21 protein-coding genes, 1 tRNA gene and 3 pseudogenes are annotated in these 22,383 nt (G+C 72.2%); 4 read left to right on the forward strand and 21 right to left on the reverse strand.

Annotated elements, in window-relative coordinates; genetic code table 11:
• The 19 genes and pseudogenes from AC2CJA_RS09590 to AC2CJA_RS09680 all read right to left on the reverse strand — a co-directional run.
• A pseudogene (locus AC2CJA_RS09590) lies at window positions 1-202 on the reverse strand (F0F1 ATP synthase subunit delta); the annotation flags it as partial.
• The gene (locus AC2CJA_RS09595; RefSeq protein WP_093847669.1) at window positions 199-753 is read right to left on the reverse strand and encodes a F0F1 ATP synthase subunit B; all 555 of its coding nucleotides are present in this window, start codon (window positions 751-753) and stop codon (window positions 199-201) included. The pseudogene AC2CJA_RS09590 and the gene AC2CJA_RS09595, both read right to left, overlap by 4 nt.
• Window positions 754-787: 34 nt before the next feature.
• Window positions 788-1,018, reverse strand: a complete 231-nt coding sequence (gene atpE, locus AC2CJA_RS09600) for an ATP synthase F0 subunit C (protein WP_155071927.1) — start codon at window positions 1,016-1,018, stop codon at window positions 788-790.
• 100 nt (window positions 1,019-1,118) lie between these two features.
• Window positions 1,119-1,928 (reverse strand): F0F1 ATP synthase subunit A, encoded by an 810-nt coding sequence (atpB, locus tag AC2CJA_RS09605; protein WP_093847671.1) that lies wholly within the window; start codon window positions 1,926-1,928, stop codon window positions 1,119-1,121.
• A gap of 268 nt (window positions 1,929-2,196) precedes the next feature.
• Window positions 2,197-2,640: a Cg1360 family ATP-synthase-associated protein gene (locus AC2CJA_RS09610; protein WP_484602241.1), complete on the reverse strand. Its 444-nt coding sequence runs from the start codon at window positions 2,638-2,640 to the stop codon at window positions 2,197-2,199.
• A gap of 234 nt (window positions 2,641-2,874) precedes the next feature.
• On the reverse strand, window positions 2,875-4,203 hold the full coding sequence (locus tag AC2CJA_RS09615; protein ID WP_484602242.1) for an MraY family glycosyltransferase: 1,329 nt from the start codon (window positions 4,201-4,203) through the stop codon (window positions 2,875-2,877).
• 119 nt (window positions 4,204-4,322) lie between these two features.
• On the reverse strand, window positions 4,323-4,967 hold the full coding sequence (locus AC2CJA_RS09620; protein WP_484602243.1) for an arsenate reductase/protein-tyrosine-phosphatase family protein: 645 nt from the start codon (window positions 4,965-4,967) through the stop codon (window positions 4,323-4,325).
• Window positions 4,964-5,611: an L-threonylcarbamoyladenylate synthase gene (locus AC2CJA_RS09625; protein ID WP_101255644.1), complete on the reverse strand. Its 648-nt coding sequence runs from the start codon at window positions 5,609-5,611 to the stop codon at window positions 4,964-4,966. Before AC2CJA_RS09625 ends, AC2CJA_RS09620 begins: the two co-directional genes overlap by 4 nt.
• Window positions 5,612-6,457, reverse strand: coding sequence for a peptide chain release factor N(5)-glutamine methyltransferase (gene prmC / locus AC2CJA_RS09630; RefSeq protein ID WP_484602244.1), 846 nt, complete (start codon window positions 6,455-6,457; stop codon window positions 5,612-5,614).
• A 49-nt stretch (window positions 6,458-6,506) separates the two neighbouring features.
• A complete protein-coding gene (gene prfA, locus AC2CJA_RS09635; RefSeq protein ID WP_484602245.1) occupies window positions 6,507-7,577 on the reverse strand; it encodes a peptide chain release factor 1 in 1,071 nt (356 codons plus the stop codon).
• A 97-nt stretch (window positions 7,578-7,674) separates the two neighbouring features.
• Window positions 7,675-7,902: a 50S ribosomal protein L31 gene (gene rpmE / locus AC2CJA_RS09640; RefSeq protein WP_484602246.1), complete on the reverse strand. Its 228-nt coding sequence runs from the start codon at window positions 7,900-7,902 to the stop codon at window positions 7,675-7,677.
• A 153-nt stretch (window positions 7,903-8,055) separates the two neighbouring features.
• Window positions 8,056-9,180, reverse strand: coding sequence for an LCP family protein (locus tag AC2CJA_RS09645; RefSeq protein WP_484602247.1), 1,125 nt, complete (start codon window positions 9,178-9,180; stop codon window positions 8,056-8,058).
• A gap of 295 nt (window positions 9,181-9,475) precedes the next feature.
• A complete protein-coding gene (gene rho, locus AC2CJA_RS09650) occupies window positions 9,476-11,407 on the reverse strand; it encodes a transcription termination factor Rho (protein WP_484602248.1) in 1,932 nt (643 codons plus the stop codon).
• Between the two features lie 392 nt (window positions 11,408-11,799).
• Window positions 11,800-12,726: a homoserine kinase gene (gene thrB, locus AC2CJA_RS09655; RefSeq protein ID WP_484602249.1), complete on the reverse strand. Its 927-nt coding sequence runs from the start codon at window positions 12,724-12,726 to the stop codon at window positions 11,800-11,802.
• Window positions 12,727-13,074: 348 nt separating this feature from the next.
• The gene (gene thrC, locus AC2CJA_RS09660) at window positions 13,075-14,154 is read right to left on the reverse strand and encodes a threonine synthase (protein ID WP_484602255.1); all 1,080 of its coding nucleotides are present in this window, start codon (window positions 14,152-14,154) and stop codon (window positions 13,075-13,077) included.
• A gap of 47 nt (window positions 14,155-14,201) precedes the next feature.
• Window positions 14,202-15,500, reverse strand: coding sequence for a homoserine dehydrogenase (locus AC2CJA_RS09665; protein WP_484602256.1), 1,299 nt, complete (start codon window positions 15,498-15,500; stop codon window positions 14,202-14,204).
• Window positions 15,501-15,640: 140 nt separating this feature from the next.
• The gene (gene lysA / locus AC2CJA_RS09670) at window positions 15,641-17,032 is read right to left on the reverse strand and encodes a diaminopimelate decarboxylase (RefSeq protein ID WP_484602250.1); all 1,392 of its coding nucleotides are present in this window, start codon (window positions 17,030-17,032) and stop codon (window positions 15,641-15,643) included.
• 19 nt (window positions 17,033-17,051) lie between these two features.
• Window positions 17,052-17,882, reverse strand: coding sequence for a DALR anticodon-binding domain-containing protein (locus AC2CJA_RS09675; RefSeq protein ID WP_484602251.1), 831 nt, complete (start codon window positions 17,880-17,882; stop codon window positions 17,052-17,054).
• Between the two features lie 100 nt (window positions 17,883-17,982).
• Window positions 17,983-18,408, reverse strand: coding sequence for a response regulator (locus AC2CJA_RS09680; protein WP_484602257.1), 426 nt, complete (start codon window positions 18,406-18,408; stop codon window positions 17,983-17,985).
• 155 nt (window positions 18,409-18,563) lie between these two features.
• Between AC2CJA_RS09680 and AC2CJA_RS09685 the strand changes: the two genes are divergently transcribed.
• Window positions 18,564-18,635: transfer RNA gene (locus tag AC2CJA_RS09685), tRNA-Arg, on the forward strand.
• 292 nt (window positions 18,636-18,927) lie between these two features.
• Here AC2CJA_RS09685 and AC2CJA_RS09690 read toward each other — a convergent pair.
• A complete protein-coding gene (locus tag AC2CJA_RS09690; protein ID WP_484602252.1) occupies window positions 18,928-19,095 on the reverse strand; it encodes a hypothetical protein in 168 nt (55 codons plus the stop codon).
• A gap of 537 nt (window positions 19,096-19,632) precedes the next feature.
• Window positions 19,633-20,121 carry a hypothetical protein gene (locus AC2CJA_RS09695; protein ID WP_484602253.1) on the reverse strand — a complete coding sequence of 163 codons (489 nt, stop codon included), beginning with the start codon at window positions 20,119-20,121 and terminating at the stop codon, window positions 19,633-19,635.
• Between the two features lie 185 nt (window positions 20,122-20,306).
• On the opposite strand from AC2CJA_RS09695, the pseudogene AC2CJA_RS09700 reads away from it, so the two are divergent.
• From AC2CJA_RS09700 to AC2CJA_RS09710, 3 genes and pseudogenes are all read left to right on the forward strand, one after another.
• A pseudogene (locus AC2CJA_RS09700) lies at window positions 20,307-20,399 on the forward strand (M23 family peptidase); the annotation flags it as partial.
• A 271-nt stretch (window positions 20,400-20,670) separates the two neighbouring features.
• Window positions 20,671-21,204 (forward strand): NUDIX domain-containing protein, encoded by a 534-nt coding sequence (locus tag AC2CJA_RS09705; RefSeq protein WP_484602254.1) that lies wholly within the window; start codon window positions 20,671-20,673, stop codon window positions 21,202-21,204.
• 349 nt (window positions 21,205-21,553) lie between these two features.
• Window positions 21,554-22,270: pseudogene (locus AC2CJA_RS09710) on the forward strand (lytic polysaccharide monooxygenase auxiliary activity family 9 protein); the annotation flags it as partial.
• Window positions 22,271-22,383 lie beyond the last annotated feature (113 nt).

Raw genomic sequence — 22,383 nt, forward strand, 5'->3', positions numbered from 1 at the left:
GGCGACGCCCGCGGGGGGGGTGGCCCGCGCCGGCCGGCGCGGGGGGGGTCAGGAGCCGGCCCAGCGACACCTCGCGGTCGAGCAGCGCGGTGACCGCGGCCAGTTCCTCGGCGAGCCGGGCCGCGTCGGCGGACGTGGAGTCCGTCAGCGCGTCCAGTCGCTCCCGGGCGGCGGCCAGTGCCTCGCGACTCGCTCCGTTCATCGGGCGGCTCCAGAGGACTCGGCGGAGGCCGCCTTCCCCTCGAGCTCGTCGAGGAAGCGGTCGATCGTGCGGCTCTGCCGGGCGACGTCCTCCAGGGACTCGCCGACCAGCTTGCCGGCCAGGTCGGTGGCGAGCTTGCCCACGTCCTGGCGCAGCGACTGCGCGGCCTGCCGACGGTCGGCCTCGATCTGGGCGTGGCCCGCGGCGATGATCTCCTCACGCTGCCGCTGGCCCTCCTCGCGCATCTCGGCGATGAGCGCGGCGCCCTGCTCCTGCGCCTCCTGGCGCAGGCGCGCGGCCTCGTGACGAGCCTCGGCGAGCTGGACTCGGTACTCCTCGAGCGTCTGCTGCGCCTCGGCCTGAGCAGCTTCGGCCTTCTCGATGCCCCCCTCGATCGCCTCGCGGCGCTCGTCCAGGGCCTTGTTGATGGCCGGGAGGAGCTTCTTGGCGAACACGAAGAAGACGATGCCGAAGGCGATCAGGCCGATGACGACCTCGGGCCAGACCGGAAGCAGCGGGGACTGCGCTTCCGAAGCTGCCAGGTTCATCATGGTGGACCTTTCGTCGGTTCCGTTTGCGGCTTCGTCAGAGGATGAAGGGAACGACGAAGCCGATCAGCGCCAGGGCCTCGACGACCGCGAAGCCGAGCAGCATGTTCTGGCGGATGAGGCCGGCGGCCTCGGGCTGGCGGGCGATGGCCTGCACACCGTTACCGAAGATGATGCCGATGCCGATACCGGGGCCGATCGCGGCGAGGCCGTAGCCGATGGTGCCGACGTTGCCTTCGACAGCTGCGAGGGTCTCCAGAGCAGACATTCCTTGGGTTCCTTCTCTTGGTGGGCCGGTGGGTGGTTGGTCCACCGGACGTCTGGGGTTGGGCGGGTGGTGGCTGGGCGGGACCGCGGCAGCGGTCCGGTCAGTGCGCCTCTTCCAGGGCCTGGGAGAGGTAGGTGGCGGTCAGCACGGTGAAGACGTAGGCCTGCAGCGCCTGGATGAACAGCTCGAAGACCGTCAGCACCACCGTCATCGCGAACGAGGCGGTCGCGTAGAGGGTGCCGAGGAAGGTGCCGAGCATGTACCAGGTGGCGATCGTGAAGATCAGGATCAGGATGTGGCCGGCGAACATGTTCGCGAAGAGCCGGACCGCCAGCGTGAAGGGCCGCACGAAGATGTTGGAGATGAACTCGATCGGCGTGAGCAGCACGTAGATCGGCTTCGGCAGTCCGCCGGGGACGCAGAGGTTGCGGATCCCGCCGACGAATCCGTTCGTCTTGAAGGTCACCGTCATGTAGGTGATCCAGACGACGACCGCGAGGCCGGCCGGGTAGGCGATGACCGAGCTGACCGGGAACTGGGCGATGGGGATGATCGCCCAGAGGTTCAGCATCCACACGAAGAAGAACAGCGACACCAGCAGCGGGATGAAGGGGTCGCCCTTCTTCCCCATCACCTCCCGGGCGATGCCCCGGCGCACGAACTCGTACAGCGCCTCGGCGACCATCTGCAGCTTGCCGGGGACCACCTTGGGCTTGGAGAAGGCCATCCAGAAGAAGGTGAGGATCGCGGCCGTGCCGATGAGCGCGAGGAGCATCGGCTTGTTGAACTCGACGCCGCCGACCTCGAAGATCGGGTCGAAGAGGAACGACCACACACTGGGGGCCTGGAAGCCACAGTCCTTGAACAGGTGGCAGTCAACCTCGAAGGCGAGCAACTGGTCACTACTCACCGCGAGCTCCTTCGGTCGGACGCATGGGTACGGCTACCTCGGGGTGTCGGCATGGCGCTGGGCCACGGGGCGGCACTGGACTGGGGGTGGGCGGGAAGAGACCGGCCGGCGCTGCGGCAGGACGGCCCCGTGAAGAGGCGAGGAGCGTCCGGCGCTGTCCCGCACAGCGCCTTCGCCAAGGCTCGCGGCCCTCTCGGCGTCGGACGATAGCAGCCCGGCGGGTATGGCTTGCCACCACCCCTGCCCCGAGCCTTCGCGCTGTTCGCGGTCACGCGCGGGATTCCGCGGCGGAGGGGCCCGGGGAGGCCTCGCCGGGCCCGGCGGGCTCCACGTACGGCGTCTTGATCCGGGTGTGCGTCCATGCCTGGGCCGCCAGCCACACCAGGAGGCAGGCCAGCGCTGTGAAACCGAACACGCGGCCGTCCATGAAGGCGGCGTCCCGCAGGAGCCTCATCACCAGGAACATGGCGATCACCTGGGTCGTGTAGACCAGGAACCCCGCCCCGAGCAGGAGTTCGGGCCACTGCCGCCCGATCCGGCCGAGCACGTGGAGGCCCACGCCGAAGAAGGCGAGCACCACCACGGTGGCGAGTCCTGCTCCCAGGGCGCCCTCGCCTCCCGAGACGAACGCGCCGACGATCACGCCGACCAGGCCGGCACCGGCTGAGGGAATCGCGGCGCCACGAAGAATCCGGGCGTCGTTCGACTGCATAAACGCTGCTCCAGCAGGGTGGTCTACGGGGGGCGGTGCGTGACCTTCGAAAGCGGTGGTCGCCCGGCGGCACGGAATCGCTGATCGGGGGCACCGGAGGCCACCGGCCTTCTCACCGGACTCGTGAACGGTATCACAAACTATTTGATGAGGTCTTTACCTAGTTCGTGTGCGGACTGTCACACAAGCGGGTCAGCCGGCGGTGCTCCGTACCGGTCAACGGCGGCCGGACCGCTATGAGCGATTGTCGGCCGTCGGGCGGCCCTCGCGCACCAGGCGATCGTACTCGCCGAGCGCCGTCGCCCCCGCGGGCCGCCGCCCGGCCTCCGGGCCGGTCCGCGCGGCGCCCTCGTCCGCGCCGTCGGCCTCCTCCCCCGGCCGCTCGGCCCGCCCGCGCCGGGCGCGGTAGCGCGGCGGCACGAGCCGCTGCGCCCAGTGCGGCACCCTCGGGGTGAACCTCGGCAGCAGCAGGATCACCAGTCCCACCGCGCTCAGCAGCACGATCGCGAGCACGATGACCAGGCTGGAGGAGCGCACCGAGAAGGCCACCGCGCCGAAGGCGATCAGCGCCGACCAGAAGTACATGATCAGCACCGCGCGGCTGTGGGAGTGGCCGATCTCCAGCAGCCGGTGGTGCAGATGGCCGCGGTCGGCGGCGAACGGCGACTGGCCCCGCCAGGTGCGCCGCACCACCGCCAGCACCAGGTCGGCGATGGGCACCGCGATGACCGTCAGCGGCAGCAGCACCGGCATGTAGACCGGCACCATCGCGTACACACCCGAGCGAATGGAACCCTCGGACTCGGTGATCCGATCCGGATCGATCTGGCCGGTGATGGACACAGCGCCCGCAGCCAGTACCAGTCCGATAAGCATCGATCCCGAGTCGCCCATGAAGATCCGCGCAGGATGCATGTTGTGCGGCAGGAATCCCAAGCACATGCCCATGAGAACCGCGACGAAGAGAGTGGCAGGCGCAGCTCCCTCAATGCCATAGCCGTACCACATCCGGTAGGCGTAGACGAAGAACGCTGCGGCGGCGATGGCGACCATGCCGGAGGCAAGGCCGTCCAAACCGTCCACGAAGTTGACCGCATTGATAGTGACAACGACCAGCGCAACGGTCAGCAGCGTGCCCTGAAGGGGAGTCACGGCAACGTTCCCCACACCCGGCACCGGCAGCCACAGGATCGTCAGACCCTGCCAGACCATCACGCCCGCGGCGATCATCTGGCCGCCGAGCTTGATCAGCGCGTCCACGCCCCACTTGTCGTCCAGGACGCCCAGCAGCCAGATGAGGCCGGCGCCGGCCAGCAGCGCGCGGGGCTCGTCGGAGAGCCGGAAGACGCCGCCGACGTTGGTGAGCTGGGAGGCCGCCAGCAGACCCGCGCACAGCCCGCCGAACATGGCGATGCCGCCGAGCCGGGGCGTCGGTTCGCGGTGCACGTCGCGGGCCCGGATCTCGGGCATCGCGCCCGCCGCGATCGCGAACTTCCTCACCGGGCCGGTGAGGAGATAGGTGACCGCTGCCGTGACGCACAGCGTCAGCAGGTATTCACGCACGGATTCCCCAGAACTCTCGCTGGCTCCCCGGGCTTACCCCCGGGACCACCACACCTTAGACAACGGCCCGGTGCGGACGGTTGCGCGCCCGGCACCGCCCGGCACCGTCCGGCACGGTCTCACGTCCGCGCCGGGACCCCCGTCAGCGCCGTGACCACCGGGTCCAGCGCCGCGTTGATCTCCTCGCCGACACTGCGGAAGTAGGTGATGGGGGCGCCGTAGGGATCGTAGACCTCGTCGGCCTCCGCGCTGGGCGCCAGCAGCCAGCCGCGCAGCGCCGCGGCGGCCCGCACCAGGGCCCGGGCGCGCCCGACCACCCCGCCGTCCGCGTCGGGGCCGGGCAGGGTGGCGGGGTCGATGGCCCGCACCAGGCGGGTGAACTCCTTGAGCGTGAAGGTCCGCAGCCCCGCCGAGTGCCCCATGGAGATCACCTGCGCCCGGTGGTCGCGGGTGGCGGTCAGCACCAGGTCGGCCCTGATGACGTGCTCGTCCAGCAGCTCGCGGCCGAGGAAGCCGGACGGGTCCGCGCCGTACTCCGCCAGGACCTCCGCCGCGTGCTCCTCCATCGGCGCGCCCTCGTGCCCCCATGTCCCCGCGCTCTCCACCACCAGCCCGCCGGCCCGCTCGTCGCCGAGTCTGGCCACCAGGGCGTGCCTGGTCAGCCGCTCGGTGATGGGCGAGCGGCAGACGTTCCCCGTGGAGACGTGGAGGATGCGGAAGACCGGTATGCCATGCTCCTCGGACGCCCCGGCGGGCGGGGTCAACTGGCGGCCTCGAGGCCGGGCACGACCTTGCGCAGCTCCTCCGCGCTGATCGCGCCCGCACGCAGCAGCCTGGGCACCGGGGCGGTGACGTCGACGATCGAGGAGGGCACGGAGTCGGGGGTGGGGCCGCCGTCGAGGTAGACGGCGACGGAGTCGCCCAGCATCTCCTGGGCGGCGTCGCAGGTCTGCGGGGCGGGGTGGCCGGTGAGGTTGGCCGACGACACCGCCATCGGACCGGTCTCGGTCAGCAGCTCGATCGCCACCGGGTGCAGCGGCATGCGGACGGCGACGGTACCGCCGGTCTCGCCCAGGTCCCAGGTCAGCGACGGCTGGTGGCGGGCGACGAGGGTGAGCGCGCCGGGCCAGAAGGCGTCCACCAGCTCCCAGGCCTGCTCGGAGAAGTCGGTGACCAGGCCGTGCAGGGTGTTGGGGGAGCCGATCAGGACGGGCGAGGGCATGCCGCGCCCGCGTCCCTTGGCCTCCAGCAGGTCGCCGACGGCCTCCGGGGTGAAGGCGTCGGCGCCGATGCCGTAGACCGTGTCCGTGGGCAGCACGACGAGTTCGCCTCGGCGGACCGCCGAGGCGGCCTCGCGCAGGCCGGTCGCGCGGTCGGTCGCGTCGGAGCAGTCGTAACGCCGTGCCATCTATGGCACCTCCCTGCGGGCTGTGGCAAAACGGGGCCGGTTGTTGAGGTCGGGGTGGTCCGCGGCGTCCGCCCAGCCGCGGTCCTCGGTGAAGATCCAGGGGACCTGGCCGCCCTGGGTGTCGGCGTGTTCGACGACGACCAGGCCGCCGGGGCGCAGCAGGCGGTGCGCGGTGCGTTCGATGCCGCGGATGACGTCCAGTCCGTCCTCACCGGAGAACAACGCCATCTGCGGATCGTGGTCACGCGCCTCGGGGGCGACGTACTCCCACTCGGTGAGCGGAATGTAGGGAGGGTTGGAGATGACGAGGTCGACCCGGCCGTCCAGCTCGGGCAGGGCGGCCGTCGCGTCGCCGTGGTGCAGGGTGACGCGGGAGCCCTCGGTGTTCCTGCGGGCCCACCCGAGCGCGCCCTCGTCCAGCTCCACGGCGTGCACGCGCGAGCGCGGCACCTCCTGGGCGAGCGCGAGCGCGATGGCTCCGGAGCCGGTGCACAGGTCGACGATCAGGGGCTCGGCGACGTCCATGGCGCGCACGGCGTCTATCGCCCAGCCGACCACGGACTCGGTCTCGGGGCGCGGTACGAACACCCCCGGGCCGACCTGGAGTTCCAGGTAGCGGAAGAAGGCCCGGCCGGTGATGTGCTGGAGCGGTTCGCGGGCCTCGCGGCGGGCGACGGCCTCCCAGTAGCGGGCGTCGAAGTCGGCGTCGGCGACGCGGTGCAGTTCCCCGCGCCCGACACCGTGCACGTACGCCGCCAGCTCCTCCGCGTCGAAGCGCGGGGAGGGCACTCCGGCGTCGGCGAGCCGCTGGGTGGCCTGGGCCACCTCGGCGAGCAGTACGTTCACGTTCCTCGTCCTCCACCCGTCCCTGTGCGCCCCGGGGCGGGGCGCACGGTTACTGAGCCGCGGCCAGCCTGGCCGCGGAGTCGGCGTCCACACACGCCTGGACCACCGCGTCCAGGTCGCCGTCCAGCACCTGGTCCAGGTTGTACGCCTTGAAGCCCACCCGGTGGTCCGAGATGCGGTTCTCCGGGAAGTTGTAGGTGCGCACCCGCTCGGACCGGTCCACCGTACGCACCTGGCTGCGGCGCGCGTCGGAGGCCTCCCTCTCCGCCTCCTCCTGGGCCGCTGCCAGCAGCCGGGCGCGCAGGATGCGCAGCGCCTGCTCCTTGTTCTGCAGCTGGCTCTTCTCGTTCTGGCAGGAGACGACGATGCCGGTGGGCACGTGGGTGATGCGGACGGCGGAGTCGGTGGTGTTCACGGACTGGCCACCGGGACCGGAGGAACGGTAGACGTCGATCCGCAGGTCGTTCGGGTTGATCTCGACGTCGACGTCCTCGGCCTCGGGGAGGACGAGGACGCCGGCCGCGGAGGTGTGGATGCGGCCCTGGGACTCGGTGGCGGGCACCCGCTGGACACGGTGGACGCCGCCCTCGTACTTCAGCCGCGCCCACACGCCCTGGCCGGGCTCGGCGGTGCTCTTGGTCTTCACCGCGACCTGGACGTCCTTGTAGCCGCCGAGGTCGGACTCGTTGGACTCGATGACCTCGGTCCTCCAGCCCCGCCGTTCGGCGTAGCGCAGGTACATGCGCAGCAGGTCGCCGGCGAACAGCGCGGACTCCTCGCCGCCCTCGCCCGCCTTGATCTCCAGGATGACGTCCTTGTCGTCACTGGGGTCGCGCGGGACGAGCAGCAGCCGCAGCCGTTCGGTGAGCTCCTCGCGCCGGACCTCCAGCTCCTTGACCTCGGCGGCGAAGTCCGGGTCGTCGGCGGCCAGCTCGCGGGCGGTGGCGATGTCGTCGCCGGTGCGCCTCCAGTCGTGGTACGCGCCCACGACCGGGGTCAGCTCGGCGTAGCGCTTGCCCAGTCTGCGGGCGTTGGCCTGGTCCGCGTGCACGGCGGGGTCGGCGAGCCGCTTCTCGAGGTCGGCGTGCTCGCCGATCAGTTCCTCGACCGCCTCGAACATCGTTGAGTCCTTCGTGTGGGGAGAGGGCTGCCGGGACGGCAAAACGCCGGTCCGGCCCTCCCGGAGGGGGACGGCCGAGGACCGGCGTTCGGGGTCGCTACTTCTTGTTCCTCGACCCGGCGTTCTTGCCGAAGCGGGCCTCGAAGCGGGCCACACGGCCACCGGTGTCGAGGATCTTCTGCTTGCCCGTGTAGAACGGGTGGCACGCGGAGCACACGTCGGCACGGATGGTGCCGTCGGCGACGGTGCTACGGGTGGTGAAGGAGCTACCGCAGGTGCAGCTGACCTGGGTCTCCACGTATTCCGGGTGGATGTCGCGCTTCAAGGTCTCTCCTAGGTATCGGGAGGGTTCCGGGTCGCACCGGCTCCTCGCGCCCGATGGGCGGGCGACGGGGACGGCTGCCTGCGCGTGAACCGGGACCGACGCACCAGTCTGCCACTACTGGCCGCACCTCCCAAAACCAGGTGGCGGCGGATGCTATTCCCCGGCTTCCCCCGCCTCCACGGCGTCCTCGGCCTCCTCGGCCTCCCGGGCGGCGGATCCCCTGGTGGCGGAGTCGGGGATCGGCCGGTCCGCCTTGAGCGCGTCCCAGATCCGCTCCGTCTGCACCCCGATCGGCACCACCCGGTTGGGGTCTGCGGGGGAGTAGCGCACCGGCAGGGTGACCGTCTGGATGTCCTGGGAGCCGATGTCCTTCACAACCCTGGCCAGACCGGCCAGGTCGGAGACCGAGGCCAGGGCCGCGTCGGTGGTGAGGTGGGAGGTGACGGCGTCGAGGAGACCGTAGGTCTTCCTGGGGTCGGAGAACATCCCGATCTCCGCCACCCGGTCGGCGAGGGCCTCGACGAAGGCGTGCTGGAGCTTTATGCGGCCCAGGTCGCTGCCGTTGCCCACGCCCTTGCGGGTGCGGACCAGGGCCAGGGCCTCCTCCCCGTCCAGGGTGCGGCGTCCCGGTTCCAGGTCCAGCCGGCTGTCCTCGTCCTCGATCGGCTCGGTGACGGTGATCTCCACCCCGCCCAGTTCGTCGACCACCTTCTCGAAGCCGTTGAAGTCGAGTTCGACGTAGTGGTCCATGCGGATGCCGGTCATCGACTCGACCGTCTTGACGGTGCAGGCCGGGCCGCCGACCGCGTACGCCTGGTTGAACATCACGCGCCGGGCGGCGGGTGCCGTGCCGCCGCCGGTCCTCTCGCACTCGGGCCGCTCCACGAGGGTGTCGCGGGGGACGGAGACGACGGACGCCCGGTCGTGCTCCCTGCCGATGTGGACGATCATCGCGGTGTCGGAGCGGGCGGTGCCGTCGTCGCGGCCGTAGCGGGAGTTGTCCCCGGAACGGGTGTCGGAGCCGAGGACCAGGATGTCGAGCGTGCCGTCGGGAACGTCGGCGGGCCGGTCGGGGCCCAGGACGGAGTCGATGTCGACGCCGGCGATGTTGCCGTCGATCCTGGAGTAGAGCAGCCCCAGTCCGGCCCCGGCCAGCACGAGGGCGCCGACCGTGGCCCACACGGCCGCGTACAGCCCCCCGCGCCGCCGCGGGCGCGGGCTCCGGCCCTTCCGTCCACCGCTCTCCCCGCCGCCGGGGGTGGTGTCCTCGTCCGCCATGTCGTTCCTCGTCTGCCGCCCGTCCCTCTGCCGCGTGGGGCCGCCGCGGGGCCGTCCGGCGCCTGTCCGGGCCGCCGGACCGGGTCGGACCGGACCGACGGCGGTCGGCGAAGGGCTTCCTTCTCCCCTTGCGACGGCGTACCCCTGTCGGGCCTGATCACTCCGCGTCCCGGCCGCGGCGGGGACGACGGGCACGGCGGCAGGCCGGTGGCGCGGCGGTGACACACGGTGAGGGCCGCACCACCGGGTGCGGTGGTGCGGCCCTCGCCGTGCTGCGGTCCGTGCCGGACGCCGGTCAGTCGCCGTTGCCGGGCATCGGCGTCTTCGTCTGGATCTGCATCAGGAACTCGGCGTTCGACTTCGTCTGCTTCATCTTGTCCAGCAGCAGCTCGATGGCCTGCTGCTGGTCCAGCGCGTGCAGGACGCGCCGCAGCTTCCAGACGATGCCCAGTTCCTCGGCGCCCATCAGGATCTCCTCCTTGCGGGTGCCGGACGCGTCGACGTCCACCGCCGGGAAGATCCGCTTGTCGGCGAGCTTCCGGTCGAGCTTGAGCTCCATGTTGCCGGTGCCCTTGAACTCCTCGAAGATGACCTCGTCCATCCGCGAGCCGGTCTCGACCAGCGCGGTGGCCAGGATCGTCAGGGAGCCGCCGTCCTCGATGTTCCGCGCGGCGCCGAAGAACTTCTTCGGCGGGTAGAGCGCGGTGGAGTCGACACCGCCGGACAGGATGCGGCCCGAGGCGGGGGCGGCCAGGTTGTACGCGCGCCCCAGACGGGTGATCGAGTCCAGCAGCACCACCACGTCGTGGCCGAGCTCCACCAGTCGCTTGGCCCGCTCGATGGCCAGCTCGGCGACGGTGGTGTGGTCCTCGGCGGGGCGGTCGAAGGTCGAGGAGATGACCTCGCCCTTGACCGACCGCTGCATGTCGGTGACCTCCTCCGGCCGCTCGTCCACGAGCACGACCATCAGGTGGCACTCGGGGTTGTTGCGGGTGATGGAGTTGGCGATCGACTGCAGGACCATCGTCTTGCCGGTCTTCGGCGGGGCCACGATCAGACCGCGCTGCCCCTTGCCGATGGGCGACACCAGGTCGATGATCCGCGAGGTGAGGTGGTTGGGCTCGGTCTCCAGCCGCAGCCGCTCCTGCGGGTACAGCGGGGTGAGCTTGCCGAACTCGGGCCGGCCCTTGCCGTTGTCCGGCGACATCCCGTTCACCGAGTCCAGGCGGACCAGCGCGTTGAACTTCTCGCGCCGCTCGCCCTCGCGCGGCTGCCGGACCGCACCGGTGACGTGGTCGCCCTTGCGCAGACCGTTCTTGCGGACCTGGGCCAGGGAGACGTACACGTCGTTCGGACCGGGCAGGTAGCCGGAGGTGCGCACGAACGCGTAGTTGTCGAGGATGTCCAGGATTCCGGCGACCGGGATCAGGACGTCGTCCTCGGAGATCTGCGGCTCGGTGGCGAAGTCGTCGCGGCCCCGGCGGCCCCGGCGGTCGCGGTAGCGGCCCCGGCGGCCGCGGCGGCCGCTCTCGAGGTCGTCGTCGCGGTCACCGCGGTTGTCCCGGTCGCGGCCCTGGCGGTTTCCGCCGTCCTGGCCCTGCTGCTGGCCGCCGTCCTTGCCGCGGCGGTCGCGCTGACGACCCTTGCCCTGGCGGTCGCCGCCCTTGTCCTGCTGCTTGTCCTGTCGGCCGCCGTCGCCCCTGCCCTCGGCGGGCTTGTCCTCGGCGGTGTCGGCGGCGGCCGGGGTCTCGCCCCTGCTCTCGCCGCTCTTGCCCTCGCCGCTCTTGCCGCCGCGGCGACGGCGCTCACCGGCGGGCTCGTCGCTGACGGGCTGGCCGGGGATGTCGATCTGCTGCTGAGCGGCCTCGCCCGCGTCGCCCCCGGCGCTCTCGCCCGTGCGCGCCTTGGAGGTCGCACGGCGGCGCGGCTTGCTCTCGGCGGGTGCGGCGGAGGTCTCGGCCGCGGCGGCGGGAGCGGAGCCCGAGCCGTTCTCGGCCTGCTTGGCCCGGATCGTCTCGATCAGCTGGCTCTTGCGCATCCGCGCCGTGCCCTTGATACCGAGACCGGAGGCGACTTGCTGCAGTTCGGCGAGAACCATGCCCTCAAGGCCCGTGCCGGAGCGGCGACGCCTGGGGGCGGTACCGGATGCGGGCGCGGCAGGGGCGTCCGTGGCGGGCGCGGCGGCTTCGGCGGCGTCCACGCCCATCAGATCGGTGGTATCGCTCACGAAGGGTCCTTCCCTGGAGCGGGCGTCGGCCTGTCTGGCTCGGCGACCGGTTGTGCTGTCCGGCGGCGGTCTTCGTCTCGACCGGGCCGGGGCGGTGGTTCCGCCCGGATATACGGCGGAGGAATCAGTACACAGTCAATACATGGGTGGCGTGAGGGGGTGACGTGCGTCGATCACGCCGTTCCGGAGCGAGCTCGGCACTGCTCGGCAGGCTGCTCAGGCAGTTCTGGAGGCTCCCGGAAGAAGGAGTGGCCCCGTATGGGACTGTACCCATGGGATCACGGAGAGCACCGCACCGCCCTCGGGTCGTCCCAGGAGGCTGCGAGTGCAGACTTGAGGTTAACACTACCGGACCCAACAAACATTCCCCCTCTCCAAGGCCCGCATTCGTGTCACCGGCCCGTGCCGGCCAGCGGCAGCACACCGGCTCCCGCCGTGTCGAGGGACAGCCGGTTGGCCGCCCATCCGTCGCCCGCCAGGCGCGCGACCTTGTCCGCCGCGGCGTCCCGCGCCAGCGCCAGGACCGTGGGCCCGGCGCCCGAGATGACGGCGGGCACCCCGTCCGCGCGCAGCCGGCGCACCAGTTCCGCGCTCTCCTCCATCGCGGGGGCGCGGTACTCCTGGTGGAGCCGGTCCTCGGTGGCGGGCAGCAGGAGTTCGGGGCGGCGGGTCAGCGCCTCGACGAGCAGGGCCGCACGGCCGGCGTTGGCGGCCGCGTCCACATGGGGGACGCTGCGGGGCAGCAGCCCGCGGGCGGTCTCGGTGAGCACCGGCCGGTCGGGGACGAAGACCACCGGAACGACGGCGGGGTCCGGGTCCATCCTGATCGCCCGTGCGGCGCCCCCGTCCGTCCAGGCGAGGGTGAAGCCGCCGAGCAGGCAGGCGGCCACGTTGTCGGGGTGCCCCTCTATCTCCGTGGCCAGCTCCAGCAGGGCGGTGTCGTCGAGTTTCTCGGCGCCGCCGGTGGTCACCGCGCGGGCGGCGATGATGCCCGCGCAGATGGCCGCGGAGGAGGAACCCAGCCCGCGGCCGTGCGGGATGCGGTTGGCGCAGACGACCTCCAGGCCGCGCGGCTGGCCGCCCAGCAGGTCGAAGGCCGTGCGCAGGGAGCGTACGAGCAGGTGGCTCTCGTCGCGGGGCAGGGTGTCGGCGCCCTCGCCGGCGATGTCGATGTGCAGTCCGGAGTCGGCGACGCGGACCACGACGTCGTCGTACAGGCCGAGGGCCAGACCGAGGGCGTCGAAGCCGGGGCCGAGGTTTGCGCTGGTGGCGGGGGTACGCACCCGGACGGCGGCGGCGCGGAACGCGGGACCGGCCATCGCTCGTTGACTCTCCTTGGTGTGTCTGTCCTGTGGGACTGCGGGGACTGTGCTGCTCGGATGCTCGGTCGGATGTGCGGGCGGACGCCGGTCCGGTGCGGATCGCGGACGCGCGACGCGACGCCTTCGGGAACCGCGGCTGGGGGCCGGACCGGTCCACTGACCTCTGGCACATGCCGTATGACAGGTCGGGACGTACCCCCACCCTATCGAAGGACGGTTCGGTGGCGGTACAGGGCGTACGGGAGGCGCACGATGCGTGTCGCGCACCACCGGTGCGCCCCCATGCCGGGTGCGAGCCCGCGCGGGGCCGCACCCGGCGCGGGGGACGTCACGGGTCCGGCGGCCTCACACCAGGCCGAGGCGCTCGGCCGCGGCGTCCGCGTCGACGGGGACGACGATCGGCTGCGGAGCGCCCTGCACGGCCCAGTCCGGATCCTTCAGACCGTTGCCCGTGACGGTGCAGACGATCCGCTGGCCGGGGTCGACCTTCCCCTGCTCGGCCGCCTTGAGCAGCCCGGCCACCGAGGCCGCCGAGGCGGGTTCGACAAAGACGCCCTCCTGCGCGGCCAGCAGCCGGTAGGCGGCCAGGATCTGGCGGTCGGTCACCTCGTCGATGAGCCCGCCGGACTCGTCGCGTGCCGCCTCCGCGTACTCCCAGGAGGCCGGGTTGCCGATACGGATGGCGGTGGCGATGGTGCGCGGGTCCTTGACCGGCTCGCCCCGCACGATGGGCGCCGAGCCGGAGGCCTGGAAGCCCCACATCCGGGGTTTGCGGGAGGCGTGGACCCCGCCGTCGGGACCGGGTGTGGCGTACTCCCGGTAGCCCCGCCAGTAGGCGGTGATGTTGCCCGCGTTGCCGACCGGCAGGACGTGGATGTCGGGGGCGTCGCCGAGCATGTCGACGACCTCGAACGCGGCGGTCTTCTGGCCCTCGATCCGCACCGGGTTGACCGAGTTGACCAGCGACACCGGGTAGTTGTCGGACAGGCCGCGCGCCAGGGTGAGGCAGTCGTCGAAGTTGCCGTCGACCTGGAGGATGCTCGCGCCGTGGACCAGCGCCTGGCCCATCTTGCCCATCGCGATCTTGCCCTGCGGCACCAGCACCGCGCACACCATCCCCGCGCGCACCGCGTAGGCGGCGGCCGAGGCGGAGGTGTTGCCGGTGGAGGCGCAGATGACGGCCTTCGCGCCCTCCTGCCTGGCGCGGCTGATGGCCATCGTCATCCCGCGGTCCTTGAAGGATCCGGTGGGATTGGCACCCTCGACCTTGAGGTGGACCTCGCAGCCGGTGCGCTCGGAGAGCACCTGCGCGGGCACGAGCGGGGTACCGCCCTCGCGCAGGGTGACGACGGGGGTGTCGTCGGTGACCGGAAGCCGGTCGCGGTACTCCTCGATGATGCCCCGCCACTGGTGGGCGCCGGACATTCGAGGAGTGCTGGTGCCAGGACTGGCGGTGGTGACGGTCATCTTCCTCATTCCCCTTCGACCCGCATGGTGCTCGCGACGCCGCGTACGGTGTCCAGTCTGCGCAGCGCCTCGACCGTCGCCGACAGGGCGGCGTCCGACGCGCGGTGGGTGACGACGACCAGTGAAGCGCCGTCGCCGGGGCCGTCGATGCCCTGCTGGCGCACGGTGTCGATGGAGACCCCGTGCTCGGCGAAGACGGTGGCGCACTGGGCGAGGACGCCCGGTTTGTCGGCGACGTCCAGGCTGATGTGGTAGCGGGTGACCACCTCGCCCATCGGGCTCACCGGGAGCTGGGCGTAGGCGGACTCCCCCGGCCCCCGGGCACCGGCGAGCTTGTTGCGGCAGACGGCGACCAGGTCGCCCAGCACCGCCGAGGCGGTGGGCGCGCCCCCCGCGCCGGGCCCGTAGAACATCAGCCGGCCGGCGGCCTCCGCCTCGACGAAGACCGCGTTGTACGCCTCGCGGACGGAGGCGAGCGGATGGGCCAGCGGGATCATCGCCGGGTGGACCCGGGCGGTGACCGAGCGCCCGTCGGCGGCACGCTCGCAGATGGCCAGCAGCTTGACCGTGCAGCCCATGCGCCGCGCGGAGGCGATGTCGGCGGCGGTGACCTCGGTCAGCCCCTCGCGGTGCACGTCGTCCAGGCGGACGCGGGTGTGGAAGGCGATACCGGCCAGGATCGCGGCCTTGGCCGCGGCGTCGAAGCCCTCGACGTCGGCGGTCGGGTCGGCCTCGGCGTACCCCAGGGCGGTGGCCTCGTCCAGCGCCTCGGAGTACCCGGCGCCGGTGGAGTCCATCCGGTCGAGGATGAAGTTGGTGGTGCCGTTGACGATGCCCAGGACGCGGTTGACCTTGTCGCCTGCCAGGGACTCCCGCAGCGGGCGCACCAGCGGGATCGCGGCCGCGGCGGCGGCCTCGTAGTAGAGGTCCGTCCCGTGTTTCTCGGCCGCCTCGTGGAGGGCCGGACCGTCCTCGGCCAGCAGCGCCTTGTTGGCGGTGACGACGCCGGCGCCGTGCTCGAAGGCGGTGGTGATCAGGGTGCGGGCCGGCTCGATGCCGCCGATGACCTCGATCACCACGTCGATGTCGTCCCGCGCCGCCAGGGCGGCGGCGTCGGTGGTGACCAGCTCGGGCGCTATGCCCTCGCGGACCCTTCCGGGACGGCGGACGGCGACCCCGGCCAGTTCGACCGGGGCCCCGATCCGGGCGGCGAGGTCCTCCGCGTGCGTCGTCATGATGCGTGCCACCTCTGAGCCGACGACCCCACAGCCCAGCAGCGCCACCTTCAGCGGACGCGTACGCATCATCAGACCTCGCTTCTCCACAGTCCTGGGGACTCAAGTCTCACGCACGGGTGACGGGATCCCCCGTTCCATCCAGCATGCGAGACGTCATCCTCCGTTTTTGAGATGCCCCGGTGAGGGGCCCGCCGCCCGGGCCGGGCTCAGCCGACGTCCAGGCCGAGCAGGTCCTCCTCCGTCTCGCGCCGCACGATCACCCGGGCCCCGCCGGCCGAGACCGCCACCACCGGTGGACGCGGGGAGTGGTTGTAGTTGCTCGCCATGGACCGGCAGTACGCGCCGGTGGCCGGGACGGCCAGCAGGTCGCCGGGGGCCAGGTCGGCGGGGAGGAAGGCGTCGCGCACCACGATGTCGCCGCTCTCGCAGTGCTTGCCGACCACGCGCGAGAGCATCGGCGCGGCCTCGGAGGTGCGGGAGGCCAGCGCCACGGAGTACTCGGCGTCGTACAGCGCGGTGCGGATGTTGTCGGACATGCCGCCGTCCACGCTGACGTAGGTGCGCAGACCCGGGAGCTCCTTGACGGTGCCGATCTCGTAGAGGGTGAAGGTCGTCGGACCGGCGATGGCCCGGCCCGGCTCGACCGACAGCCGCGGCGCGGCCAGCCCGGCCGCCCGGCACTCGTGGGCGACGATCCCGTGCAGCGCCCCGGCGATCTCGTGGGGCTCGCGCGGGTCGTCGTCGGGGGTGTAGGCGATGCCCAGACCACCGCCGAGGTCGATCTCGGGCAGCTCCACGCCGTGCTCGTCGCGGACCTCGGTCAGCAGCTGCACCACACGGCGCGCGGCGACCTCGAAACCGGCCATGTCGAAGATCTGCGAGCCGATGTGGGAGTGGATGCCCACCAGCTCCAGACTGTCCAGCTTCAGCACCCGCCGCACCGCCTCGGCGGCCTGCCCGTCGGCGAGCGCGAGCCCGAACTTCTGGTCCTCGTGGGCGGTGGCGATGAACTCGTGGGTGTGCGCCTCCACGCCCACCGTCACCCTGATCTGCACCCGCTGGCGCCGCCCGAGCCGCTCGGCGATGTGCGCCACGCGGGCGATCTCCTGGAAGGAGTCCAGCACGATCCGGCCGACCCCGGCCCCGACGGCCCGCTCGATCTCGGCGGTGGACTTGTTGTTGCCGTGCAGCGCGATGCGCTCGGCGGGCATCCCGCCGGCCAGCGCGGTGGCCAGCTCGCCGCCGGAGCAGACGTCGAGGTTGAGGCCCTCCTCGGTCAGCCAGCGCACCACCGCGCGGCACAGGAAGGCCTTTCCGGCGTAGAACACGTCGGCCCCGTCGCCGAAGGCCTCGCGCCAGGCGCGGCAGCGGGCCCGGAAGTCGTCCTCGTCCAGGACGTAGGCGGGGGTGCCGAACTCCTCGGCCAGCGTGACGACGTCCAGCCCGCCGACGGTGGTCACCCCCCGCTCGTCGCGGGCGACGGTACGGGCCCACACGCGCGGGTCCAGGGCGTTGAGGTCGGCGGGCGGCGGGGTGTAGTGCCCCTCGGGCAGGACGTCGGCGTGGCGGGGCCCGGCGGGGTGTGCGGAACGGCTCATGATCGGTTCGTGATCTCCATCACAGATGTACGGGTGCGGTGACGCCCAACCGGGACAGGCCGCCGGCCAGCACCGTCCCGGCGGCCTGGGCGAGGGCCAGCCGGGCGCGGTGGGCGGCCAGGGGTTTCTGCTCCCCCACGGGCAGCACGGACGCGTGTATGCCGAGAAGGCCGTCTGCGACCGTCCCCAGGTGGCGGGCGAGCCGGCCGGGGTCGCCCGGTGCGGCGATCCGCTCGTACTCGGCCAGCGCCCCCAGCAGTTCCGTCTCACGCGGCGCGTCGTAGGCGTACCCGTCCGCCCCGGCCTCGGGAGCGAAGCCGAGGGCGCGCGCGCCGCGCAGCAGCGCCCGGGCGCGGGAGTGTGCGTACTGCACGAGGAAGAGGGGGTTGGACTCGCGCTGCTCCAGCAGCTCCGGGCCGAGCTCCCCGCCGGTGGCGGCGGCCCAGTTGAGGACATCGCGCGCGGGGTCGGTGCGCGGCGCGACCGCGTACTCCCCCTCCCGCGACGCCAGGGCCTCCACCAGCTCCGCGCGGGCCCCGCCCGCCACGGTGATGTTGAGGAAGCCGGGCCCGGCGACCGCCACTTCGGCGATGCCCTCCTCGCGGGCCAGCCTCTCCCGCAGGACCTCGGCCACGCTCCGGGCGGGACGTCCGGTGGCGGCGGCCAGCCGCAGCGCGGCGTTGGTGGCGTAGTCCCCGCGGCCCGGCCGCGGCGGACGCCCCACGGTGATCCGCTCCGGCAGCCCGTCCAGCGCCTCCAGCGCGCCCGGGGGCAGCTCGCCCAGCGCGCCGTCGCCGGCCACACTGCGCACGGTGCGCAGCACGGTGCGCGAGAGCTGGGCGGGAGTCACGCGTCAAGGGTATGGGAGAGGGGGTGGGGAGACGCGAACGCGTTTCGAGGGATGACACGGACCTCACACCGGCCGGCTCCGGCCACCCCGCCCGGCGAGGTCACCCCGGCTGCCGTACGGCGGGCTCCGTCCCGCACGCTTCGCCGTCCCCGCGCCCGCCGGCGGCCAGCCGCCGCACCGTCCGTACCAGCTCCACCGGTTCGAACGGCTTGGCCACGAACGCGTCCACCCCCGCCGCCCGCGCCCGCTCGCCGTCCAGCTCCGACCGCGTACAGGCGCTGACGATCGCCAGGGGGATGCCGCGCGTCCGCTCACCGGCGCGCAGCAGCTCGGCGGTCCGCAGGCCGTCGAGCCGGGGCATGGCCACGTCGAGCGTGATCACGTCGGGCAGCACCCGCTCCACGATCTCCAGACACTCGGCACCGTCGGCCGCGGTCACGACCTCGAAGCCTTCGAGTTCGAGGTTGACCCTGATCAGCTGCCGGATGACCTTGCTGTCGTCCACCACAAGGACCCGGCCGGACATCCCAGGCACACCCCAGAGAGTAGGCCCGCGCCTCCGCCCGCGTCCGGCTTTCGCCCTTTTCCGCCCGGCCGGCGCCCGCGAACCCTGTCCGATCCACCCCCGGGAAGCTGGTAGTGTTCTACCTGTCGCCGCGATCAACCGACCGCCGCCGACAGGCCCCCGTAGCTCAGGGGATAGAGCAACGGCCTCCGGAGCCGTGTGCGCAGGTTCGAATCCTGCCGGGGGTACCTCGCAGAAGGTACCGACGGACCCCGCCACCAGCCACGACGCTAGGTGCGGGGTCTTCGTACGTGTGCTCGGGGTCGTGACGACCAGCACGGCACCCGGCCGGTCGGCCTGTTCGACGGCGTAGGTGCAGGGGGACCAGCACATGCCCTGGTCATACGTAGGTCTTCGCGCAGACGCCGGCGGTAGGCCGTGCCGTCGACCACGATGCGCCGTGATCCTTTCCGCCTCAACGCCACGTTCCCCTCCTCGAATCGATGCCGTGGCCCTGCCCGGAAGGAACGACCACGCCTGCTACCGCTTGCACTGCCGACAGGGCTTGAGCCCCTCGGCTTCCGCGTCTTCCTCGGGGATCTCCACCTTCCCGACGAAGGTCTCCGGCTTGCCGTTCAGCGCGGAACAGTCGGGATCGGTGTGGTAGGCGTACCGGTACTCTCCCTTGCGCACATGGACGTTTCCCATGAGCACTTCCCTCCGGTTGCTGCTCCTGAGGTAACCCTCGCCACTCGCGAGGCAACCCATTCCGCGAAGCCCGCCGCTCCTTGAACGAGGTGACCACCTGAAGGAGCGGCCTCCCAGGAACGGCTGCCAGTCCTTCCGGCTGCCGCCTGCGCGCAAGGCGCGGACGCAGCAGTGGGCTCCTCGGCCGGGCCGGGGCCGTGGCTCGTCCGGTGGTAGGGCAGGAGAGATGCGGCCCTGCGCGGCCGATTGCGCGAGGCGCACCTGGTGGCGAAGCGGGATGCGGGATGTAGGTGCTGTCGAGCCGGGAATCGGCGGCCCGGCGGGGTCCGCCCTTCCACGAGGGAGAATCGGAGCCTGGAATAAGCACAGCTGTAACAAGTACACCTGTTCACGCCGAGGTACACCGCGGACAAGCCCGCCGAGATATTCGACCGCGACTTCGAGTGGGCCGAACTGACGCGCTGCATGGTGTGGGCCCGCCGGCGCTCCGGCGGGCCCACACGGGATCAGGGTTGAGCGGACGGCGGGGCGCCCCGGTCAGTAGATGCGGAAGGACGTGCCGGTCACGAGTGTGCCCCCGAAGGTCGCGGTGGTGTTCGGGGGCAGGCTCGTCTGGGTGCAGGCGGACGTCCAGCAGGCCCGCGCGGTGTACTTGCCGGTGTAGTACCCGCTGCGGTACGGCCAGGAGCCCGTGTACGTACCCGCGGTGCCGTAGAAGCCCTGGTTGGCGTACGGCACCCTGCCGCTGTAGTAGCAGCCGTCGGTGGAGTAGCAGATGTTGCGGTTGCTGATCATGGGCCGGATCCAGGTGTCCCCCGCCTCGACCGAGAGGATTTCCCCGGTGGCGGGGTCGATCTCGACCGTCTTCGGGGTGTCGGAGTTCAGGAGCTCCTGTTCCTGGACGCTGATCTGGCCGGGGGCGGCGGTGGTGTCGGCTGCGGCGGTTCCTGTCGTGGTCAGACCGAGCGTGGCGGCCACGGCGAGCGCGGCGGCTCCCGAGGAAAGGCGTCGCATCAGCTTGCGCATGTGATCAGTGCTCCCCATTGATCGCGTCATGGTGATGGTCCGTCACCATGTGTCACGACCGTACCAAGCCCGGAGGCTCTTCCCAGTGCGGTCGTACTCGTTGGCCACAGGTTGTCCGAATCGGCTCGGGCAGGGCGCGGCCCGCCGGGGCGAGGCCGTTCCCGAAGGGGGCGCGACGGACGGGCACCGCGGGCGTCCCCGTCCTGGCCTCGGCCGCGGGCACCGCCACCCGGCACTACCAGGCCGGCGGTGCGGGCGACTACGTCGTCGACCACGGCATCGACCACCCCTGCGCCAAGCTGCCGGACGCACCGAACCGCTGACACGCGGTCGGACGTGACCGGGGTGGGGGGGGGGGGGGGGGCGGGGCCCCCGCCCCCCCCCCCCCCCCGCCCGCCCCCGCGGGGGGGGGGGGCGGCGCCCCCAGCGCCCCCCCCCCCCCCCCCCCGCGCACCGCCCCGCCGGTCCATCGGGTTGGATGGGGCGGAGCGCCACCGAACCATCGGCGGGCGGCCTTGCACGGAGGAACGGAAGAGGGGCGGTCAGCACATGGGGTTCACGCCGGGCCGCCGCATCACCCACTGCCCGTACTGCGGCACGCGCTACGCGGACGGCGCCGGGTGGCCCAGGGACTGCGCGGGCTGCGGCGAGACGAGCTGGGCCAACCCCCTGCCCGTGGCGGTCGCGCTCCAGCCCGTGGCCACCGCCGGGGGCGGCCGGGGCCTGGTGGTGGTGCGGCGGGACATCGAGCCCTTCCGCGGCGAACTGGCGCTGCCCGGCGGTTACATGGAGCTGGGCGAGAGCTGGCGGCAGGCCACCGTGCGCGAGCTGTGGGAGGAGACCGGGCTCGAGGCCGCGGCTCGGGACGTGGCCCTCGTCGACGTCCACGACGGGGGCACCAGTCTGCTCGTCTTCGGTCTGCTGCCCGAGCGGGACGCCGCGGACCTCCCGCCCCCGGCGCCCACGGCCGAGGCCACGGAGTGGATGGTGCTGAAGGAGCCGGCCGAGCTGGCCTTCCCGACGCACACCGAGGTGATGCGCGCGTATCTGGCGGGGGAGACGGCCGCCGGTCCGGCCGTGTAGGGCGGCGCGGCTCCGCGCCGGAGCCCGAAGCGGTGCCGGGATCGGCATCGGGACCGACGCCACAGGTCCGTTTCGCGGTGATTTACGCCGCGTTTCGCGGAGTTTTCGAAGCCGTGTCGCGAGAAGACGTTTACGGGCGCTCCATCCGGCGATACATTCCAGTGATGGGAGCGCTCCCAGTCGCGGGTCGCGGACGACCCCACGCCCCTCCGGCCGACCACCGCCGACGGGAGCGCCTCCACGTACGGCCGCACACCCGGTGGCGGGTCGCGGTCGGCCCGGTCCGCTCCGCGGACGGGCGCCGGCGGCGGTCCGCCCACGCGGAAGACTCCGAAGGAGACCCCCCACCATGGCTGTCCAGCACACCGCCCGGCGCACGGCGCCGGTCCGCTCCCCCCGCTCCTTAGCCCTCCTCGGGGCCGCCCTCTTCGGCCTCGTCATGGCCTCCGCGCCCACCCCGGCGACGGCGCACGGCGCGACCATGATGCCGGGCTCGCGCACCTACCTGTGCTACCAGGACCTGGTCAGGAACAACCACCAGATGCCCTCCAACCCGGCCTGCGCGGCCGCGGTCCGCGAGGACGGGACCACCGGGCTGTACAACTGGTTCGCCGTGCTCGACTCCAACGGCGGCGGGCGCACCACGGGCTACATCCCGGACGGCAAGCTGTGCAGCGGCGGCGACCGGGGGCCGTTCGACTTCTCCTCGTACAACGCCGCCCGCGGCGACTGGCCGAAGACACACCTCACCTCCGGCGCCAACGTCCGGATCAAGCACAGCAACTGGGCGCACCACCCGGGCCGCTTCGACGTCTACATCACCAGGCAGGGCTGGTCCCCGAACAAGGCTCTGGCCTGGGGTGACCTGGAGAAGATCAACACCGTGACCAACCCGCCGCAGTCGGGCAGCGTCGGCTCCGAGACCGGTCACTACTACTGGGACGTCCGGCTGCCGCAGCGCTCCGGCCAGCACGTCGTCTACATCCACTGGACCCGCTCCGACAGCCAGGAGAACTTCTACTCCTGCTCCGACGTCGTCTTCGACGGCGGCAACGGCAACGTGACGTGGTGACCGGGCAGCGCTCCGCCCCAGGGACGCGCTGACCCCACCGGGCCCCCCCGGCTTCCTCCCGCGGGGGCCGTCCCTTTCCGCCCCCGGGGGGGCGGGGGGCGCCGCGG

It is taken from the genome of Streptomyces sp. ATLC9 (assembly GCF_057196705.1).

What these genes read in the sequence shown, in the direction of transcription:
- lysA (WP_484602250.1), bottom strand. Translation starts at nt 17,032, where the DNA reads ATGAGCCGTTCCGCACACCCCGCCGGGCCCCGCCACGCCGACGTCCTG.
- AC2CJA_RS09645 (WP_484602247.1), bottom strand. Translation starts at nt 9,180, where the DNA reads ATGGCGGACGAGGACACCACCCCCGGCGGCGGGGAGAGCGGTGGACGG.
- AC2CJA_RS09680 (WP_484602257.1), bottom strand. Translation starts at nt 18,408, where the DNA reads ATGTCCGGCCGGGTCCTTGTGGTGGACGACAGCAAGGTCATCCGGCAG.
- AC2CJA_RS09625 (WP_101255644.1), bottom strand. Translation starts at nt 5,611, where the DNA reads ATGGCACGGCGTTACGACTGCTCCGACGCGACCGACCGCGCGACCGGC.
- AC2CJA_RS09595 (WP_093847669.1), bottom strand. Translation starts at nt 753, where the DNA reads ATGATGAACCTGGCAGCTTCGGAAGCGCAGTCCCCGCTGCTTCCGGTC.
- atpE (WP_155071927.1), bottom strand. Translation starts at nt 1,018, where the DNA reads ATGTCTGCTCTGGAGACCCTCGCAGCTGTCGAAGGCAACGTCGGCACC.
- AC2CJA_RS09695 (WP_484602253.1), bottom strand. Translation starts at nt 20,121, where the DNA reads ATGCGCAAGCTGATGCGACGCCTTTCCTCGGGAGCCGCCGCGCTCGCC.
- prfA (WP_484602245.1), bottom strand. Translation starts at nt 7,577, where the DNA reads ATGTTCGAGGCGGTCGAGGAACTGATCGGCGAGCACGCCGACCTCGAG.
- thrC (WP_484602255.1), bottom strand. Translation starts at nt 14,154, where the DNA reads ATGTCCGGCGCCCACCAGTGGCGGGGCATCATCGAGGAGTACCGCGAC.
- AC2CJA_RS09690 (WP_484602252.1), bottom strand. Translation starts at nt 19,095, where the DNA reads ATGGGAAACGTCCATGTGCGCAAGGGAGAGTACCGGTACGCCTACCAC.
- AC2CJA_RS09705 (WP_484602254.1), top strand. Translation starts at nt 20,671, where the DNA reads ATGGGGTTCACGCCGGGCCGCCGCATCACCCACTGCCCGTACTGCGGC.
- thrB (WP_484602249.1), bottom strand. Translation starts at nt 12,726, where the DNA reads ATGGCCGGTCCCGCGTTCCGCGCCGCCGCCGTCCGGGTGCGTACCCCC.
- AC2CJA_RS09665 (WP_484602256.1), bottom strand. Translation starts at nt 15,500, where the DNA reads ATGCGTACGCGTCCGCTGAAGGTGGCGCTGCTGGGCTGTGGGGTCGTC.
- AC2CJA_RS09610 (WP_484602241.1), bottom strand. Translation starts at nt 2,640, where the DNA reads ATGCAGTCGAACGACGCCCGGATTCTTCGTGGCGCCGCGATTCCCTCA.